The following is an 18,893-nucleotide window of genomic DNA, read 5'->3' on the forward strand; positions in this document are numbered from 1 at the left end:
AACAGCAGGAATAGCTTCTAAAAACTATAAAATTAAAACCGAAAACTGTAATTTTACAAAATGGAAGCACCTTTAGCCGAGCGTATTCGCCCACAACACTTAGAAGATTATATCAGTCAGAGTCATTTGGTTGGCCCAAACGGATCTTTAACGCAGCAAATTTCGAAAGGAATAATTCCGTCGTTGATCTTTTGGGGACCTCCCGGGACAGGAAAAACTACCTTGGCACAAATCATTGCGCAGGAATCCAAGCGTCCGTTTTATATCCTGAGCGCCATCAATTCAGGTGTGAAAGATATTCGTGATGTGATCGAAAAAGCCAAACAAAGCGGTGGATTATTTACGGCTAAAAATCCCATTCTGTTTATTGATGAGATCCATCGTTTTAGTAAGTCACAGCAAGATTCCCTTTTGGCCGCTGTCGAAAAAGGCTGGATTACATTGGTTGGTGCGACGACCGAGAACCCAAGTTTTGAAGTCATTCCTGCATTATTGTCACGTTGCCAGGTCTATGTCCTAAATGCTTTCACAAAAGCCGATTTAGAAGCTTTATTGCATCGGGCGCTAAAAACAGATACGCATCTGGCTTCAAAAAATATCACTTTAAAAGAAACGGAAGCTTTACTGCGACTTTCAGGAGGTGACGGGCGAAAACTCCTCAATATTTTTGAACTTGTGATCAACGCTTCTGCCGGAGATGAAATTATTATCACCAACGATCGTGTTTTTGAATTGGTGCAACAAAACACAGTACTATATGACAAAAGTGGCGAACAGCACTATGATATCGTTTCTGCTTTTATAAAATCCATTCGTGGAAGTGATCCTAATGGAGCTGTTTACTGGCTGGCCAGAATGATTGAAGGTGGTGAAGATGTGAAATTTATTGCCCGCAGAATGCTTATTCTTTCAAGTGAAGATATTGGAAACGCCAATCCGACCGCATTTATTATGGCCAATAATACCTTTCAGGCCGTAACTACAATTGGATATCCGGAAAGCAGAATTATACTGAGTCAATGCGCTATTTATCTGGCAACTTCTCCTAAAAGTAACGCCTCGTATATGGCGATTGGCAATGCTCAGCAATTAGTAAAACAAACCGGGGATCTACCTGTTCCTATTCATTTACGAAATGCTCCCACCAAGCTTATGAAAGAACTGGGTTATGGTGATGATTATAAATACTCGCACGATTATGCCAATAATTTTGCTGAGCAGGAATTTCTACCAGATGCCCTAAAAGAAACGGTTCTTTATAATCCGGGGCACAATTCAAGAGAGAACAGCAACCGCGAATTTTTAAAGAACCGTTGGAAAGATAAATACGGTTATTAAAACCGTATTCTATTTTTAGAATTTAACTGAAACTTTTTCAGAAACTAACTGATCGTTTTTATAATATTCAAAAAACCACTGATTGTCTTTTGCATTTAAAGTTCCTTGAACTCCGTCTTTTATAGCGATAAATGAATCTGGACGAGAGGTTTTCAATAATTTCATAATCACCTTTGGCGTTTTATCAATTAACTGGTAACCATTTTCTGTTGGTTGTGCATACAATAAATTTGGATCTTTAAGGTCAACCACCGGAGTCGCTTCTACCACTTTAGCAGCTACAACTGAAGTGGTCAGCGGAGTAGCCGGAATTGAAGATTTCGTCGTATTGACACTCTTACCACTGTACTTATAACGCAAAGCGTTTATTGAAACAAACGCAAGATCAAGGCACTCTCTATAAGCCATTTCATATTCTTTCTCTTTACTTTTTCCTATTGCAGATGTAAAAATCACTTTGCCGTAACAATCTTTAAACTCTAAAAAAAGCTTGGTAATTAAAAAACCATTCTCTTTTTTAACATCAGCATACAAAAGATCGCAACGATCCCCAAAACCTTCCGGAAGTACCTCGTTAGCATAAAAAGCCTGAAAACCGGCTTTGTTTAAATTAGCTTTAGTCATTGTTGACGTTCTATATTGATTTTCTGTTTTAAGGAAATCATATTTTAAGGGAACAATAACCGCTTTGTAATCATTAACCGATTGTGAAAATCCTATAACTGATGCAAGAAATGCAATCAACAAAAATTTTATTCTCATAATTATAAATATTTTTTTAGTTCTAATAAATGGTTTACTTGTTTAATATTTTGCGGAACTTCAATTCTTCTTTCATTAAAGAAAATAGCATCAATACCTGCATTTAAGGCACCGTTAACATCAGCTTCCAGACAATCTCCTATCATGACACTGTTTTCTTTTGAAGCTTTGGCAGCACTAAGTGCATAATCAAAGATAATACTATTTGGTTTCTTCACACCAGCCAACTCAGAATTTGTAATGGTTTCAAAATAACCCGAAAGCGCAGCATTATTTATTTTTTTATCCTGAACATTTGCAAAACCATTAGTAATAATATGCAACTTGTACTTAGGCTTTAAATATTCCAAAACTTCAATTGCTCCTTCGAAAAGATGATTGTTGTCGGTTAAAAATTCAATATAATCATTGGCAATCTCATTGATACTTTCATCTGACATGGTGTAATTTAAAGCATCGAATGAAAACTTTAATCTATTGTAACGGAGTTCCAAATGTGTTATTTTGTCATTCTGGTATAATTTCCAGCACTCCTGATTGATTGGAGCATATTTCTCGATAAAATCTTCTGTTTTAATTTCGGGATATTTACTTTTAAAAATTCGATCAAAAGCCATTTCAGAATTTTTGTCAAAATCCCAAAGTGTATGATCTAAATCAAAAAAGACATCGGTAATAGTGGTATTCATAATTTATAAAATTCCTTGATCTACAAAACTATAATATTTTGCTTCAGTTATAATCAAATGATCTAAAACTTTAACATCTAAACTATCCCCTGCTAATTTTATCTTTTTTGTCAACTTTTTATCGGCATCACTGGGTAGCAAATTTCCTGACGGATGATTGTGACACAAAATCAATCCTGTAGCACCAATTTCAAGTGCCAGTTTAAAAACAATACGCACATCCACAACGGCTCCCGTAATCCCACCTTTACTCACTTGGGATTTAGAAATTACTTTATTGGAATTATTCAGAAAAAGCACCCAAAATTCTTCGTGTGGCAATTCTCCGATGAGAGGCTGCATAATATCAAAAACCGTTTTACTGGAAGTGATTTTAGCCAACTGAGCGGCATCCTCCGATCTTCGTCTTCGTCCTAACTCCAGAGCAGCAATAATTGCAATAGCCTTAGCCTCTCCTATTCCTTTGTATTTTAGCAACTGTGTAATCGATAGTTTGCCTAAAGCATTGAGACTATCAACACTTAATAGAATCTTTCGACTCAGATGTACTGCCGATTCATTTCGACTACCTGATCGAATTAACAGAGCAATTAACTCCGCATCACTCAACGCTTCTTTCCCTTTACGGATCAACTTCTCGCGGGGACGATCTTCTTCAGACCAATCTCTTATAGAAAAATAAGTTCCCACAAAATCCGGGGTTTCACTTGTTGTTTTTACAACTTTTAAACTTGCTCTCATTTTACAATACTCTTAGAAGTTAACACATAAAAATAAGAAAAATCCTTCACAAATAAAAACAATGTTAATCTCAAATTAATTATTTTAACTATATAAATGGCCCATCTAAATGCCTTACCTTAACGGCATGAAAATATTAGGTGCCTTTCCTCTCTTCCTTCTTCTGCTCTCCTGCAATCAAAAAGAGAGCAAAACTGCTGTAACAGAAAGCTTGTCGTTGGATATTGCAAAAACTTTTCCTGAAAAATTATCCAATGCAGCATTATTAATTATTGATCCCTCGACAGTTTACGACCCGGCTTACTTTTCAATACCTTATCCTAATGGGGATATCCCTTCAAACAAAGGAGTCTGCACCGATGTTGTAATTCGATCTTACCGAAAATTAAATATTGACTTACAGAAAGAAGTACATGAAGATATGGCGGCAAATTTCTCTGCTTATCCGTCTTTACAAAAATGGGGACTGACTTCTACCGACACTAATATAGACCATCGCAGAGTTCCTAATTTGGCCGTTTTCTTTGAAAGAAAAGGAAAAAAGCTTCCTGTAACTCAAAATGCAAATGATTATAAAACAGGTGAAATTGTTACCTGGCTGATTAATAACAAACTGGACCATATTGGAATTGTCACAGCTAAAAAATCAGAAGACGGAAAACGAAACTTAATTGTACACAACATTGGCAACGGGCAAGTTCTTGAAGACTGTTTGTTTCAGTATAAAATTACTGGACATTATACCTATTGGAAATAAACATCTGTAAAAGTTCTAAAAAAAATGCCAACTGCAAAATTGCAATTGGCACACTATCTAATTTTCAAAATGACTAATTAATCAGCCCTTTCACATCATCAAAATTCAACCCTCCGTAATTTCCGGAACTCATCAGCAATAATGCCGAATTTTCAAGATTCAAATTGAACAAATATTCTTTGAACTCAGCAGGATTTGTATAAATAATCAAATCTTCGCGATTAAAAGAATTTGCAATTTGCTCATAGGTCACTTCTTCTAGCTGTTTAATTTTTACAGCATCAGGCGAATAGAATACTACCGCCACATCTGCATACTCAAGAGCTCCTTCATATTCTTTAAGAAACTCTGCATTTAAACTGCTATAGGTATGCAATTCCAAACAAGCAACTAGGGTTCTATTTGGATATTGCTCTTTTACTGCTTTTGTAGTCGCAGCAACTTTACTTGGGGAGTGTGCGAAATCTTTGTACGCTACTTTTCCTTTTCCTTCAGCAATTTTCTCCAATCGTTTTGAAGCTCCTTTGAAACTGGCAATTGCTTCGTAAAAGTCAGCTTCATCAACGCCCATATTTTGACAAATCCATTTGGCTCCAGCCAGATTGTTCAGATTATGCGCCCCAAAAACTTCAATTGGCATATCGCCTTCAGGAGTTTCTAATAAAGTTACGCCATCACTTACCGTATAATTCGGAGTGGAATAGGCTAATTTTCGAATTGGGTTTGTAGCGGCTTCGGCCACACGTTTTACTTCCGGGTCATTTTCGTTGTACACCAAAATCCCTCCATTTGTAATTTTCCCAATAAAAATTTCAAATTGCTCAACATAATTCTGATAGGTTGGAAACACATTGATATGATCCCAGGCTATTCCTGAAATCAAAGCAATATTGGGCTGATACAAATGAAATTTAGGGCGTCTGTCTATTGGAGAAGACAAATACTCATCACCTTCCAAAACCATGAAATCATTCTCTTCGGTAAGATGCACCATTGTATCAAAACCCTCCAACTGTGCTCCTACCATGTAATCTACTTCGATATTATGATAATGCATGACATGCAAAATCATCGAAGTGATGGTTGTTTTTCCATGAGAACCTCCAATTACCACTCGAGTTTTATTCTTCGACTGCTCGTACAAAAATTCCGGATAAGAATAAATTTTCAAACCTAACTCCTGCGCTTTTAGCAACTCCGGATTATCTGCTTTTGCATGCATTCCGAGGATTATGGCGTCAATATCGGCAGTGATTTTCTCAGGAAACCAACCTAGTTCAGCCGGTAAGATTCCTTTCTTTTCCAATCTTGATTTTGAAGGTTCAAAAATAGCATCATCACTTCCTGTTACCTGATATCCTTTATTGTGCAATGCAAGTGCTAAATTGTGCATGGCGCTTCCGCCTATGGCGATGAAATGTGTTTTCATTGAATACGTTAAATCGTTTGTTTGTTGAACTGTTTCTTCGAGAAACGAAAGTACAATTCCACGCTTAAATCGGTTAATTATTTTTCAAAAATAAGGAATTATAAAATGTCACATTTGCTTTTAGGGATAAATTAGTAATTTGTACAACATTTATTTGAGCACGCTCCCAACCTTTAGTGAAAAATAACACTCTCTTTATTAAAACTAACTTATGAAAAATATACTATTTGTTTTCTTACTGTTATCCACTGCACTATTTGCACAAAGAACAGATGAAAAATGGGATGAAGTTGTTACTTACGAAAATGATGGAAAAATTAAATCAGCCAATGAAATCGTAAGCAAAATTTACAAAAAAGCGATCGCAAGAAAAGATGAAGTTCAAATGCTAAAATGCTTCTTCTATCAATCAAAATACTTACAGATTATTGATGAAAACGCGCAAACTAAAATACTAAACAATCTTAAAACAGATATCGATCGTGTTTCGATTCCTTCAAAAGCAATTTTGAATTTGATTTATGCGAAGTGTTTAAATGATTATTACAATCAAAATAAATATTCCATCCAAAGAAGAACTACAACCACAGTACCAGATACTAATTTCTTAACCTGGACTACACTCAATTTTACTGATCAGATAAATCTTTCTTTAAAACAATCTCTTGAGAACGAAACTGTTTTAAAGAATACTTTATTGGCAAAATATGACCTTATTTTTGATTACCCTACTTTGGGGAATTTTAAAAATCAAAGCTTGTTCGATTATATAGTTAATGAAAATATCATAACATACAATTCCAAAATTAACAACTGGGAAATTCAAAAAAATGATTTTGAATCTTATGAAAAAGCCCTTTTCGGAAATTCCGCGGATTTCACAAAACTGAATCTGGATTTTATCACCAATGATAATCTAAGACAATCATTATCCTTGTATCAAAAAAGAGAAAGTACAAATCCAACAAAAGAAAATGAATGGGATCGCATACAATTTTGCAAAACAAAATTATCATTACCAAACGATCGCTATTTTAACTATTTAGTTCAATTTCAAAAAGACATCAAAGACGAACTCCTAATCCAGAAAATTCAATTAGAAAAAGCTTTCATTTTAAATAGTCAGGCATCAAAAGACATTCATCCTGATTACAACATAAAAGCCATTACGACTCTAGATAGTATCCTAGAAATCAGTAATAGATCTAATGCCTATAAATTAGCCCGCCAAAAGAAAGAAAATGTTATTTCCAAATCATTAAATGTACAACTTCAAAAATACACCTATATTGACGAAAATACGAGGGCTTTTATTCGATACAAAAATCTAGATCATTTAACAATTTCCTTCTTTAAAATCAATCAAAAGCAACTTGCTGAATTTAGAGTCCTATATTCAAAAAAAGACAGTTTAACTGAGGCTATCATTAAAAAAGCACAACCTATTGTAAGCAAAAAATATCTGCTCACAAATAAAAAAGACTTTTTTGAGTATACGACCGAGGTTCTACTACCAAATTTAAAAACAGGATCTTATTTAGTTTACTTTGAAAGTGATTCAGATGAAAAGAATAAGAAAGCCTTTGCATATGAAACCATCACTACAACAAATATAATGGCCTTAGCTTCTCAGGGTGATGCTAAAGAAACCTATCAGGTTCTGGATCGAAAAACGGGAGAACCAATACCCAACGCAATTCTTAAGTCGACTTACCTTAACCTTGTAACAAATAAAAAGGGAATTGCAGTTTATAAGGAAAAGAAATATACTTATAACAATGAAGCAATTCAAATTTCCACCGCAAATGATACTGTCTCCGTTTATAAAAACTATATTTTTTACAGCAGCGAATATGATCCTTCTGACACTACTGACAACAATGACTTTAAAGGAAAAGTCGAATTTTATTTAGACCGCGCAATTTATCGTCCTGGGCAAACTGTTTACTACAAAGGGATTGCAATCCAAAAAAAACAAAACATCACTAGTATTGTGCCTCACACCTCTTTTAACATCAGCATTAAAGATCCTGATTATAACGAGATTAAAGAGTTTGCAGTAGTAACAAATGAGTTTGGCTCTTTTTCTGGCGAATTTATCTTGCCTAAAACCGGATTAACAGGCAATTTTACGATGAAAGCTGATGACGTACATGATTATGAAAAAGACATTATCTATGACAAAGAAAATGAGGACCATCCTTTCTGGGACCATGTCAACTTTGAAAATTCTCAAACTGATTTTAGAGTAGAAGAATACAAACGCCCAAAATTTGAAGTCACTTTTGAACCCAAAAAAGAGGCCTTTCAAATCAATCAGTCGATTCAAGTAAAAGGTAATGCAAAAGCATTTGCCGGGAGTGTGATTTCTGACGCGAAGGTTACGTATTCGGTAACTCGTTATGTCGATTATTACAGAAATCATTACAGTAACGAACTAACTGAAACTATTTCAACCGGGGAAACAAAAACCGATGCCTCGGGTAAATTTATTATTGATTTTGTCGCAGTACCTTCTAAAAACAGCAACAAAGAGCAATTGCCTGTTTTTAATTATCGCATTAAAGCCTCGGTTACCGATATAAATGGTGAAACACATGAAACTGAAACTACCGTAAAAGTCGGCTATCACGATTTGGTTCTACAGACCTTTATCGCCCCTGAAATTAGAACTAAAGATAAAAATGAAGTTAAACTGGAAAGTACTAATTTAAATGGAGAATTCTTAGCAGCTAAAGGTGAAGTTAAAATCTACTTTATTAGTCCGTTTTCAAGCAAATTCAAACAAAACGTATGGAGTAAGCCTGAAATTGAAACCATAAGTAATGAAGAATTTGAAAAATTATTTCCATACGAACAAAACAAAAGTGACATAACAAATGAAAAAACTGAAGTTCTGGTTTATTCAAAAAAAGTTGATACTGAAAAGGACAAAAAAATAGTTCTGGATTTTATTACAAATTACAAGTCCGGAAAATACAAAATTGTATTCTCTGCAAAAGACCGTTATAACAATACTATTGAAAGCATCACCCCTTTTGACATTAAGCAAAGTAAAGACAGGTTCAATCCAAGTAAACTTTTTACTTTCGAACAGGTTAATCGCGACGCTAAAAAAGACGGTTTTGCATTAATCAAATTAACTTCTGTTATACCGGAACTTTACATCATTGCAACTGGGAGTTATAACAGTAAAATCTTTTTTGAAGAAACCTATCATCTACAAAACAACGAGACTATAATTAAAATTCCTTTAAAAAATGAATTTGAAAAAACTATACAGATTGGATTTCAAAGTGTTTTTGAAAATGAAACTTTTAACCTTCAAACAGATGTAACATTAAAAGAACTAATCTCAAAATTGGAGTTTAATGTTGAAACCTTTAGAAATAAAATACAGCCTGGAAGCAGTGAAAACTGGTCTTTTAAGCTAAAATCCATTAACGCAAAAAAAGAAGCTGAAATTTTAGCTTCAATGTATGACAGTTCCCTGGATCAATTTACCCAAAAAGATTGGCCAAATCTGGGCATTTATGATTACAACTATAATCAAAACAATACCAAAACCGCTCTAGGTTTCGAAAAGACTTCAACATCGATTATTAATCTAAATCCACCTCTAAATCGTGTAGAACTCTATAACGAAACTACCAAACTAATATGGTTTGGATTTGATTTTGCGAACCAAAACAACAATTTACAGCTGCAAAGAGAGTATCAGAGGCAACTTTCTAAAAAGACCAAAAAGCCTCTGAATGCAAAAATGATTTCTGGCGTGATTACCGAGATTTCAGGACTTCCTTTGCCCGGAGTTTCTATTATGATCAATGGAACAAAAAGAATAGCACAGAGTGATTTTGACGGATATTACGAAATTGAAGCCACCGAAAATGAAGAAATTATATTCAGTTATCTTGGTTTCAAAAACAAAACGGTGTCTGTTGAAAATAAAAAGAATATAGATATTATTTTAGTTGAAGATTCAAGTGCCTTAAACGAAGTTGTTGTAACTGCTTATGGAATACAAAAAAAACAAAAATCACTTTCTTATGCCGTTAGAAAAGTAAGCGCTGAGTCGATATCAGAAGATGCTCCTGTAAATGGCGCCCCGGCTACAATGCTTTCAGGAATAATAAGTGGTCTGGAGATTACCAAAACTGATTCAGATAAAATAGTGATTCGTGGTGCAGCTTCTAATACCGCAACACAACCACTAATTATAGTTGATGGAGAAATTTCTAATGAAGAAACTTTAAAAAATCTGAGCCCCTCAGAAATAATTTCAATTGACACATTAAAAGCCGACAAAGCCTTAGTACTTTACGGAAACAAAGGTGCAAACGGAGCCATAATCATTACAACCAAAAAAGCCTTAGAAGCCTTAACACAAGTAAAAGCCAGAAAAAATTTATCTGAAACTGCTTTTTTCCTACCTAATTTAAGAACGGATGCTAACGGAAAAGTGAGTTTTAACTTTAGCTCTCCTGAAGCTTTAACGACTTGGAAACTTCGTTTATTGGCACATAACAAAGATGCTGTTTCCGGTTATCTGGAGAAAAGTGTTGTGACTCAAAAAGAGTTAATGCTTTTACCAAATTTCCCACGCTTCTTTAGAGAAAAAGACACGATTGTAATCCATGCCAAGATCTCGAATATTACCAACGAAACGAAAACCGGAATTGCTGTTTTACAGTTTTTTGATGCTACAACCCTACAGCCGATCGATGCTAAAATGCTCAATGCACAAAACATCAGAAACTTTACTGTTGGTGCTTTCGGAAACACAACCGTAACCTGGACCGTTTCAATACCGGAAGGTTTGCAGGGTTTACAATATAAAATCCTGGCTAAATCAGGCAATTTTTCCGACGGAGAAGAAAACATTCTGCCGGTTTTGACGAACAATATGCTTGTTACAGAAAGTATTCCTATCTGGGTTCGTGAAAACTCAACCAAAGAGTATACGTTTAACAACCTAAAAAACAACAATTCAACAACTTTAAAGAATCACCAATTTACATTCGAATATACTTCGAATCCATCCTGGATAGCTATTCAGTCTTTGCCTTATTTAATGGAGTACGAGCATGAATGTGCGGAACAAACTTTTGCCCGTTTTTATGCCAATGCTTTGGCTTCGGAGATTATTTCAAATAATCCGAAGATTGCGACTGTTTTTGAAAATTGGAAAAAAAATGGAAAGCTAACTTCTAAACTAGAAGAAAATGAAGAGTTAAAATCGATTATTCTTGCTGAAACTCCGTGGCTAAATGATGCGCAAAGCGAAGACGAAAAGAAAAAAAATCTGGCACTTTTGTTTGATCTGGAGAAAATGAAAACTTCACAGGAAACTACTTTCGAAAAATTAAAACAAAAGCAAAAAGCATCAGGAGGATTTTTATGGTTTGACGGAGGGAACGAAAATGAATACATTACCCGACATATTCTGGCTGGATTGGGTCATTTATCAAAGTTAACTAAAAGTAGTGATAACAATAAAATAGACCAAATTGCAAAAACTGGTATTCCGTTTTTAGACAATAAATTTTTAGAATACTATAAAAACAGAACCAAAGGTTTAAAAGCTGTAGAGAAACTAATTTGGATCAATCCGTATTCTGATCTGCATTATTTATATACAAGAAGTTTTTATTTAGAGAAATATCCTCTTTCAGACACTTTAAAAAAAGCCACCAAACTTTATTTAGAAACAGCTAAAAAAGATTGGTTAAACTATTCTCTCTACGAAAAAGGATTAGCTGCATTAACTTTGAATCGTTTTGGCGAAAAAGAAATTGCTAAAAAAATCATAGAAAGTTTAAAAGAAACATCATCAAACAACGAAGATTTAGGAATGTACTGGATCGTCAATAAATCGGGCTGGTATTGGTATCAGGCGCCAATAGAAACACAGGCTTTATTAATTGAGGCTTTCGCGGAAGTGAATAACGATACCAAATCTGTTGATGCAATGAAAGTATGGTTATTAAAAAACAAACAAACCAAAAATTGGCCAACAACTAAATCTACTACCGAAGCTATTTATGCTTTATTAATGCAAGGAAATGACTGGTTAAGTGTGAAAGACAATACCGTTATTAAAATTGGAGATGAAAAAATTCTAACTAAAAAACTGACTGAAAATGAAAAAGAAGCTGAAACCGGTTATATTAAACTAAGCTGGAAGGCCGATGAAGTTAAAAAAGAAATGGCTCCAATCACTATTCAAAACAAATCTAAAGTTCCTGGTTTTGGAGGTGTTTATTGGCAGTATTTTGAAGATTTGGATAAAATTAAAACCAATTCAGGATCGGTCCTCTCAGTCTCGAAAGAACTATATCTAAAGAAAAGCACGTTAAAAGGAGAACAATTAGAAAAGATCAGTTCTAAAAACTCTTTAAAAACCGGAGATTTAGTTACAGTACGATTGATCATTACTGCAAAAGAAGACACCGAATATATTCATTTAAAAGACATGCGAGCTTCTTGTTTTGAGCCGGTAAATGTGCTTTCTCAGTATCAGTATAAAGATTATTTGGGGTACTATATGAGTACCAAAGATGCAGCAACTCATTTCTTCTTTGATACAATCAATAAAGGAACTTATGTAATAGAATACGATATTCGTGTAAACAACAGCGGAGAATTCTCTAACGGAATTACAACAATTGAAAGTATGTATGCACCGGAATTTACAAGTCATACTGACGGAATTAGAGTAAAAGTCAATTAACAACTGGTACACATTCCAAAAAATAAAATCCCAAATTCCAAAAGCATGCTGCAAAGAATTCCACCATGAATTCACGAATTAATTAATTAATTAATATTCGTGAATCCGTGGCGAAAAAAACAAAAACACCCGACAGATTTTAAAAACCTGTCGGGTGTTTGTTCAATAAAAAAAATCGAATTATTTAATAATCGTCATTTCGTCAATAATGTTTTTAGCACCTGCGTATTTGTCGATAATCCAAAGTACGTAACGAATATCTACGTTGATTGTTCTTTGTAATTTAGAATCGAAAATAACATCTCCTGCCATCGCTTCGATGTTTCCGTCAAAAGCAACTCCAATTAATTCTCCTTTTCCGTTCAATACCGGAGAACCTGAATTTCCACCAGTAATATCGTTATCTGTCAAGAAGTTTACCGGCATATAACCCGCTTTATCTGCATACTGCCCAAAATCTTTTGCTTTGTTCAACTCTAACAAACGTTTTGGTAAATCAAATTCCTGATCTCCTGCTTTATACTTTTTAACCATACTTTCCATGGTTGTATAATTATTGATTTTAGCATCGTTACGCGGATCAGCAGGTAAAGCTCTTACTTTTCCGTAAGTTAGTCTCAAGGTAGAGTTAGCGTCAGGATATTGAATAGCATTCAGTTTAGATTCTCTTAAACCTTCTACCAATTTACGGTAAGCACTTGCGAAACCGTCATCAGCTTTCAACTGATCGTCTGTTTTAGCACGGTATTTTGTCATTAAATCGTTAGAGATAATATACAAAGGATCGTGTACAATTGCTAATGGTTTAGGATTAGCCATAAATGCCAATACTTTGTCTTTAGAAGTAAAATAACTGATTTCAGTTGCTTTTGCCACATCGGCAGTAAAGTCACCATTGTTCCCTGATTTCATTTTAGCAATTTGCGTCGCTAAACCATATTCAGCAGCTTTAGAAGCGTATAAATTCAATTGTGCTGTTAATACATCTTTTTCAAGAGGCGCATAAAATTCACCATAGATGTTTTCGATCATTGCGTTGATCTTAGGCAGCATTTCAGCTTTCTTAGCATCATTTTCGTTGTAATAAGCGATCAATGCGTTTCCTAGGTTAGCAGTTCCGGTTGCGTAAGCTGATGTACGTAAAAGCTGTGTCAGGTAATTATCATGAGTTGATTTTACATTTGTAGATCTGTAATAATCATTAATAGTTGGAATTACATTCTCATACTTTTCTTTATTAGCCGGTTTAGTAGCCCACTCGTAAAATTTATCTTCTTGTCCCGCTTTAACCTCTGCTGTTCCCGCTTTTGTTAAAGCATCAATCATCCCCTGACGGTTTTTCCAGTAGTTTGCTGTAGAAGCATATTTAGACGCGTATTGCAAACGAACTGTTGCATCTTTGTCCATATACTTTTTCATTTGATCCATTCCGGTTTTAGCACCTTCAACCCAAGCAGGGTAAGCAAACTTAACGTTTTGCTCAATTCCTCCAGCCGGCATCCAACGGTTTGTTCTTCCCGGATACCCTAAGATCATAGCGAAATCATTCTCTTTAACTCCTTTAATACTTACTGGTAAGTAGTGTTTTGGTTTCAAAGGCACATTATCTTTAGAATATGCTGCCGGATTTCCGTCTTTATCTGCGTACACTCTGAACATAGAGAAATCTCCTGTTTGACGAGGCCACTCCCAGTTGTCCGTATCTCCACCAAATTTACCAACACTTTCAGGAGGTGTTCCTACTAAACGTACGTCTGTATAATCCTGGTAAACGAAATAGTAATACTCATTTCCCTGAAAGAAAGGACGAACAGAAACGGTATATTTTCCACCTTCATTGTTTTCCTTTTCAATCAAAGCAATTTCTTGCTGAATCGCTTTACTTCTTTCAGTCTCTGTCATTTTATCATTTACTTTTGACAAAATTCTTTTAGAAACATCATCCATACGCACGAAGAAACGTACATACAATGATTTCGGTTTCATTTCGGCACTTCTTTGTTTTGCCCAAAAACCGTCTTTTAAGTAGTTTTGCTCTGCCGAAGATAGTTCTGCAATTGCGTCATAACCACAATGGTGATTGGTTAAAACCAATCCTTCTTTAGAAACAATTTCTGCTGTACAACCTCCATTAAATTGTACAATAGCATCTTTTAAACTATGATGGTTGATACTGTAAATTTCTTCGGCTGTCAATTGCAAGCCCATTTTTTCCATATCTCTATGGTTCAATCTTTCGATAAACATCAAAAACCACATTCCCTCATCAGCTCTTACAGGAAAAGCCATCAGACACATGGTCAAGAATAAAACTATTTTTTTCATGTTATTTTGTTTAAGTGATGCGAATATAATTCATTTTCATAATTATACTACCGCAATTCCTGCCGAAATTAGACATCTCAGTGATTTTTTAGCATTTCATTACGAATTTAACACCAATAATGTATTTAATTTGGCCTACGAAAATCTGTTATTTTCATGTTATATGAATAGTACACAAAACAAAAAAGGTGCTCTGTTTCCAGAACACCTTTTTTACAAATTGTATTTTTTATTCGTTAAGCATTTTCCAAAGCTTATCTTTCAAATCCGTTAAACCCTGCTGAGCCACTGATGAGATAAACATATATGGAACGTCTTTGAAAGCGACGTCTAATTCGGTCTTCAATTCAGCTTTCAATTCGTCATCCAACATATCACATTTAGAGATTACTAAAAGACGTTCTTTGTCTAACATTTCAGGATTGTACTTGGTTAATTCATTGACCAAAATATCATACTCTGCTTTAATATCTGGTGTATCAACCGGAACTAGAAACAATAATGTTGAGTTACGTTCGATATGACGCAAAAAGTAATGACCTAAACCTTTCCCTTCTGCAGCTCCTTCAATAATTCCGGGAATATCTGCAATTACAAAAGATTGATAATCTCTGTACGCCACAATTCCTAAGTTTGGCTTTAGGGTTGTAAAAGGATAATCGGCAATTTTTGGTTTTGCAGAAGTTAAAACAGACAATAGGGTTGATTTTCCGGCATTTGGAAAACCTACTAAACCAACGTCGGCTAATACTTTAAGCTCTAAAATTACATCCATTTCTACTCCCGGTAAACCCGGCTGAGCATAACGGGGTGTTTGATTGGTTGAACTTCTGAAGTGCCAGTTTCCCAGACCTCCTTTTCCTCCTTTTGAGAGGATTCTTTTTTCACCGTCTTCGGTAATTTCGAATAAAGTTTCTCCTGTTTCTTTGTCTTTTACTACAGTTCCTAAAGGTACTTCGATAAATTTATCTTCTCCGTCAGCACCTGTACTACGGTCTCCTCCTCCATCTCCACCGTGGCCCGCTTTAATATGTCGTGCAAATTTTAGATGAAATAATGTCCAAAGTCCTTTATTCCCCACCAAATACACGTGTCCTCCACGACCACCATCACCTCCGTCTGGGCCTCCTTTTTCAATAAATTTCTCTCTATGTAAATGCGTAGATCCTTTACCTCCTTTACCGGAAGAAACATAAATCTTAACATAATCTACAAAATTTCCTTCTGTCATTTTTCTGAATTTCAGATTTTAGATTTTAAATTTTAGATTTCTCTAGCTTCTATTTCTAAATTCTATTTTATTTATCTTTCAGCTGCAGTCACCTTTTTCAGTACCAAACTATGACTGAAAACTGTGACTGAAAACTAAAACTTCATTCTTTAAGCGCTTTTACCAACACTTTATCAATCTTTACGCCATCCATATCGATTACTTCCAGCACAAACTTTTGCCAGATTAATTTTTCGCCTTCTTTTGGAATATGCGAAAGCTCGGTCATAATCATTCCGCTTACCGTGTTTACTTCATAATCGTTTGTCAATTCGTCTAACTCAAAATAAGTTAAAAAATCGTGTAACGAATAATGTCCGTCAACGAGCCACGAACCGTCTTCTCTTTCAATTAATTGGAATTCATCTTTATAAAAATCAGATGCATCTCCTACTAAAGCTTCCAGAATATCATTTAGGGTAATAATTCCCTGAAAAACACCATACTCATCAGAAACTAAAGCATAATGAATCCCTGTTTTTTTAAAATTCTCCAGCGCTTTGTATGCCGTTGTTTGCTCCATTAGGTAAGGCGCATCAATCATGATTCCCGCCAAATCAAAATGTTCACTTTCAATGTTTGCAAAGATATTCTTTAGGGTTACAACCCCCACAATATCATCATAATTGTCTCTGTACACGGGATAAACAGTATGCAAATCCTGCAAAACCAATTCCTTAATCTTCGTTTTATCGGCATTGAAAGGCAGCATATCAACTGACTTACGGTGTGTCATCAACGAATTTACTTTTCGATCCCCAATGTGAAAAACACGTTCTACGATATCTTGCTCGATCTCCTGAACTTCTCCGCCCTCAGTACCTTCTTTGATAATTGCTTTAATTTCTTCTTCGGTTACCTTACCATCGGCAGTTGGTTTAATCTGAAATACATTCAGTAAAAAATCTGTCGAAGAAGTAAGCAGCCAGATAAAGGGCGCTGTAATTATCGAAATGGTTTTCATAGGCAGCGCTACCATTTTGGCAATTGCCTCCGGATAATTTAAACCAATTCGCTTTGGCAATAATTCCCCTAAAACCAAAGAGAAAAATGTCAAAACCACGACCACAATACCTACTGCAACAGAATGAGCATAGGGTTTTAAAAATGCAAATCCGCTAACAAAAACCTCAACGTCCATTGTTATTTTATCACCGCTGTAAATACCAGTCAAAATACCAATTAAAGTAATTCCGATTTGTACGGTTGACAAAAATTTATTTGGAGAATTGGCCAGATCAAGTGCTATTTTAGCACTATTGTTTCCTTTTTTTGCGGCAGTTTCAAGTCTGTTTTTCCGAGCCGAAATCAATGCAATTTCTGACATGGAAAAAACACCATTCAATAGTATTAGAAAAAATATTATTAGTATTTCCAATTTTTGGTTTATTCGTTATAAAATTGTCTTCATCAAGATAATTCTGTCATCTTAAAACTTCGTCTCCCTATCATTCAAAAGAATCCTGTCTTAAAAAACTAATTTTTCTTCCCAGAAAACAGCACCACAAAAATGCCTGTTTTATGACAAGAAAAATAGTTCTTAAAAGTCCCGATCGCAGTCGGGATGAAACGACAGCCGAAAAAAGCTTCTACAAATTATCTATAACTGACGTTAATCGCTCTGTAATTTCTTCGATGGTTCCGATACCATTTACGGCATGAAACTTATTTTGTTCTTTATAATATCCAATTAGTGGAGCTGTTTTTTCATTGTACTCCTGGTATCTTACTCTAATTTTCTCTTCGTCCTGATCGTCAGCTCTTCCGCTTGTTTTTCCTCTTTCTAACAAACGAGCCACTAGAATTTCATCATCTGCTTCTAATGCAACAGTCGCCGTTACACTTGATCCAATCGTTGGTAAAAATTGATCTAAAGCTTCCGCCTGATCTAAAGTTCTAGGATAACCGTCGAACAAAAACCCTGCTGTATCAGGATGTTTTTTTACCTCATCAATTAACATTGCGGTAGTTACTTCACACGGAACTAACGCTCCGTTATCCATAAAAACTCTTGCTTGTTTTCCTAAATCTGTATCATTTTTTAAGTTAAAACGAAAAATATCTCCTGTTGAAAGATGTGTTAATTTGTACTTTTCTTTTAAAAATTCTGCCTGAGTTCCTTTACCTGCCCCTGGCTTTCCAAATAAAACAATGTTAATCATAATATGAGTAAGTGTTGTGACTTCTATTTTTACAAGAAGTTTTAAATGAATATATAGTTGTGTGCGTGTTTCAATTTATTCTGCCAATTTATAAACTTCGGGAAAGTTTCTTCCCAAACCATCATAGTCCAGTCCGTAACCTACAATAAATTTATTTGGAATTCTGATTCCGATATAATCTATCTTGATGTCTTTTTTATAAGCTTCCGGTTTAAAAAACAAAGTAGCAATTTTAAAATGCTTTACATTTTGCGCTTTAAACAGTTGTTTCAATTCTTCAATTGTATTTCCTGTATCAATAATATCTTCAATAAGAATAACCGTTCTTCCTGATAAATCCTGATTGATCCCTATTAATTCTTTTACCGTATTGGTACTTTCAATTCCTTTATAAGAAGCCATTTTGATAAATGAAACCTCGCAAAGGCCTTTGTATTTCTTCAAAAAATCGGCAACTACCATAAAAGCCCCATTTAAAACACCAATAAAAATTGGGGTATCGTCTCCAAAATCATCTTCTACCTGTGCTACTATTTTAGTTAAAGCGAAATCAATTTCTTTGGCCGAAATAAACGGAACAAATTGTTTATCGTGAAGTTGTATCATTATTTTTACATTTAAAATAATGGGCAAAGATACAGAATTAGAAATAAACTGCGGGTATCAAAATATAGGACATACCTATTT

Annotated in this window: 12 protein-coding genes; 3 read left to right on the plus strand and 9 right to left on the minus strand. The window is 34.8% G+C overall.

Translation table 11 applies throughout. The features are described from left to right. Positions 1–60 precede the first annotated feature (60 nt). The gene (locus JO950_RS05535) at positions 61–1,338 is read left to right on the plus strand and encodes a replication-associated recombination protein A (RefSeq protein ID WP_202701699.1); all 1,278 of its coding nucleotides are present in this window, start codon (positions 61–63) and stop codon (positions 1,336–1,338) included. 15 nt (positions 1,339–1,353) lie between these two features. On the opposite strand, the gene JO950_RS05540 is transcribed toward JO950_RS05535, so the two are convergent. From JO950_RS05540 to radC, 3 genes are read right to left on the minus strand one after another with little or no spacing between them, the layout of a single operon-like run. Then, on the minus strand, positions 1,354–2,100 hold the full coding sequence (locus JO950_RS05540) for a hypothetical protein (RefSeq protein ID WP_202701701.1): 747 nt from the start codon (positions 2,098–2,100) through the stop codon (positions 1,354–1,356). Positions 2,101–2,102: 2 nt separating this feature from the next. Continuing rightward, the gene (locus JO950_RS05545; RefSeq protein WP_202701703.1) at positions 2,103–2,789 is read right to left on the minus strand and encodes a YjjG family noncanonical pyrimidine nucleotidase; all 687 of its coding nucleotides are present in this window, start codon (positions 2,787–2,789) and stop codon (positions 2,103–2,105) included. A gap of 3 nt (positions 2,790–2,792) precedes the next feature. Beyond that, entirely contained in the window at positions 2,793–3,530 is a 738-nt protein-coding gene (radC, locus tag JO950_RS05550) for a DNA repair protein RadC (protein ID WP_202701705.1), read from the minus strand. Between the two features lie 127 nt (positions 3,531–3,657). On the opposite strand from radC, the gene JO950_RS05555 reads away from it, so the two are divergent. Next, a complete protein-coding gene (locus JO950_RS05555; RefSeq protein WP_237732281.1) occupies positions 3,658–4,287 on the plus strand; it encodes a DUF1287 domain-containing protein in 630 nt (209 codons plus the stop codon). Between the two features lie 73 nt (positions 4,288–4,360). Here JO950_RS05555 and murC read toward each other — a convergent pair whose 3' ends face one another. After that, positions 4,361–5,716 carry a UDP-N-acetylmuramate--L-alanine ligase gene (gene murC / locus JO950_RS05560; RefSeq protein WP_202701709.1) on the minus strand — a complete coding sequence of 452 codons (1,356 nt, stop codon included), beginning with the start codon at positions 5,714–5,716 and terminating at the stop codon, positions 4,361–4,363. A gap of 211 nt (positions 5,717–5,927) precedes the next feature. Here murC and JO950_RS05565 point away from each other — a divergent pair, with 211 nt between their 5' ends. Continuing rightward, positions 5,928–12,449 (plus strand): MG2 domain-containing protein, encoded by a 6,522-nt coding sequence (locus JO950_RS05565; RefSeq protein ID WP_202701711.1) that lies wholly within the window; start codon positions 5,928–5,930, stop codon positions 12,447–12,449. Positions 12,450–12,629: 180 nt separating this feature from the next. Here JO950_RS05565 and JO950_RS05570 read toward each other — a convergent pair whose 3' ends face one another. From JO950_RS05570 to JO950_RS22220, 5 genes are all read right to left on the minus strand, one after another. Then, positions 12,630–14,774 (minus strand): S46 family peptidase, encoded by a 2,145-nt coding sequence (locus JO950_RS05570; protein ID WP_202701712.1) that lies wholly within the window; start codon positions 14,772–14,774, stop codon positions 12,630–12,632. 229 nt (positions 14,775–15,003) lie between these two features. Next, complete coding sequence (obgE, locus tag JO950_RS05575; RefSeq protein ID WP_017495041.1) at positions 15,004–16,005, minus strand: GTPase ObgE; 1,002 nt, start codon at positions 16,003–16,005, stop codon at positions 15,004–15,006. A 142-nt stretch (positions 16,006–16,147) separates the two neighbouring features. Next, a complete protein-coding gene (locus JO950_RS05580; protein ID WP_202701713.1) occupies positions 16,148–17,422 on the minus strand; it encodes a hemolysin family protein in 1,275 nt (424 codons plus the stop codon). A 211-nt stretch (positions 17,423–17,633) separates the two neighbouring features. Next, on the minus strand, positions 17,634–18,206 hold the full coding sequence (locus JO950_RS22215) for an adenylate kinase (protein WP_229998912.1): 573 nt from the start codon (positions 18,204–18,206) through the stop codon (positions 17,634–17,636). 75 nt (positions 18,207–18,281) lie between these two features. Then, positions 18,282–18,812 (minus strand): phosphoribosyltransferase, encoded by a 531-nt coding sequence (locus tag JO950_RS22220; RefSeq protein WP_229998913.1) that lies wholly within the window; start codon positions 18,810–18,812, stop codon positions 18,282–18,284. Between the last annotated feature and the right edge of the window lie 81 nt (positions 18,813–18,893).

The sequence above is a fragment of the Flavobacterium sp. UGB4466 genome, assembly GCF_903469665.1.
Classification (GTDB): domain Bacteria; phylum Bacteroidota; class Bacteroidia; order Flavobacteriales; family Flavobacteriaceae; genus Flavobacterium; species Flavobacterium lipolyticum.

Coding starts and splice junctions, on each gene's coding strand:
- JO950_RS05535 (WP_202701699.1), top strand. CDS start 61: ATGGAAGCACCTTTAGCCGAGCGTATTCGCCCACAACACTTAGAAGAT.
- JO950_RS05540 (WP_202701701.1), bottom strand. CDS start 2,100: ATGAGAATAAAATTTTTGTTGATTGCATTTCTTGCATCAGTTATAGGA.
- JO950_RS05545 (WP_202701703.1), bottom strand. CDS start 2,789: ATGAATACCACTATTACCGATGTCTTTTTTGATTTAGATCATACACTT.
- radC (WP_202701705.1), bottom strand. CDS start 3,530: ATGAGAGCAAGTTTAAAAGTTGTAAAAACAACAAGTGAAACCCCGGAT.
- JO950_RS05555 (WP_237732281.1), top strand. CDS start 3,658: ATGAAAATATTAGGTGCCTTTCCTCTCTTCCTTCTTCTGCTCTCCTGC.
- murC (WP_202701709.1), bottom strand. CDS start 5,716: ATGAAAACACATTTCATCGCCATAGGCGGAAGCGCCATGCACAATTTA.
- JO950_RS05565 (WP_202701711.1), top strand. CDS start 5,928: ATGAAAAATATACTATTTGTTTTCTTACTGTTATCCACTGCACTATTT.
- JO950_RS05570 (WP_202701712.1), bottom strand. CDS start 14,774: ATGAAAAAAATAGTTTTATTCTTGACCATGTGTCTGATGGCTTTTCCT.
- obgE (WP_017495041.1), bottom strand. CDS start 16,005: ATGACAGAAGGAAATTTTGTAGATTATGTTAAGATTTATGTTTCTTCC.
- JO950_RS22215 (WP_229998912.1), bottom strand. CDS start 18,206: ATGATTAACATTGTTTTATTTGGAAAGCCAGGGGCAGGTAAAGGAACT.
- JO950_RS22220 (WP_229998913.1), bottom strand. CDS start 18,812: ATGATACAACTTCACGATAAACAATTTGTTCCGTTTATTTCGGCCAAA.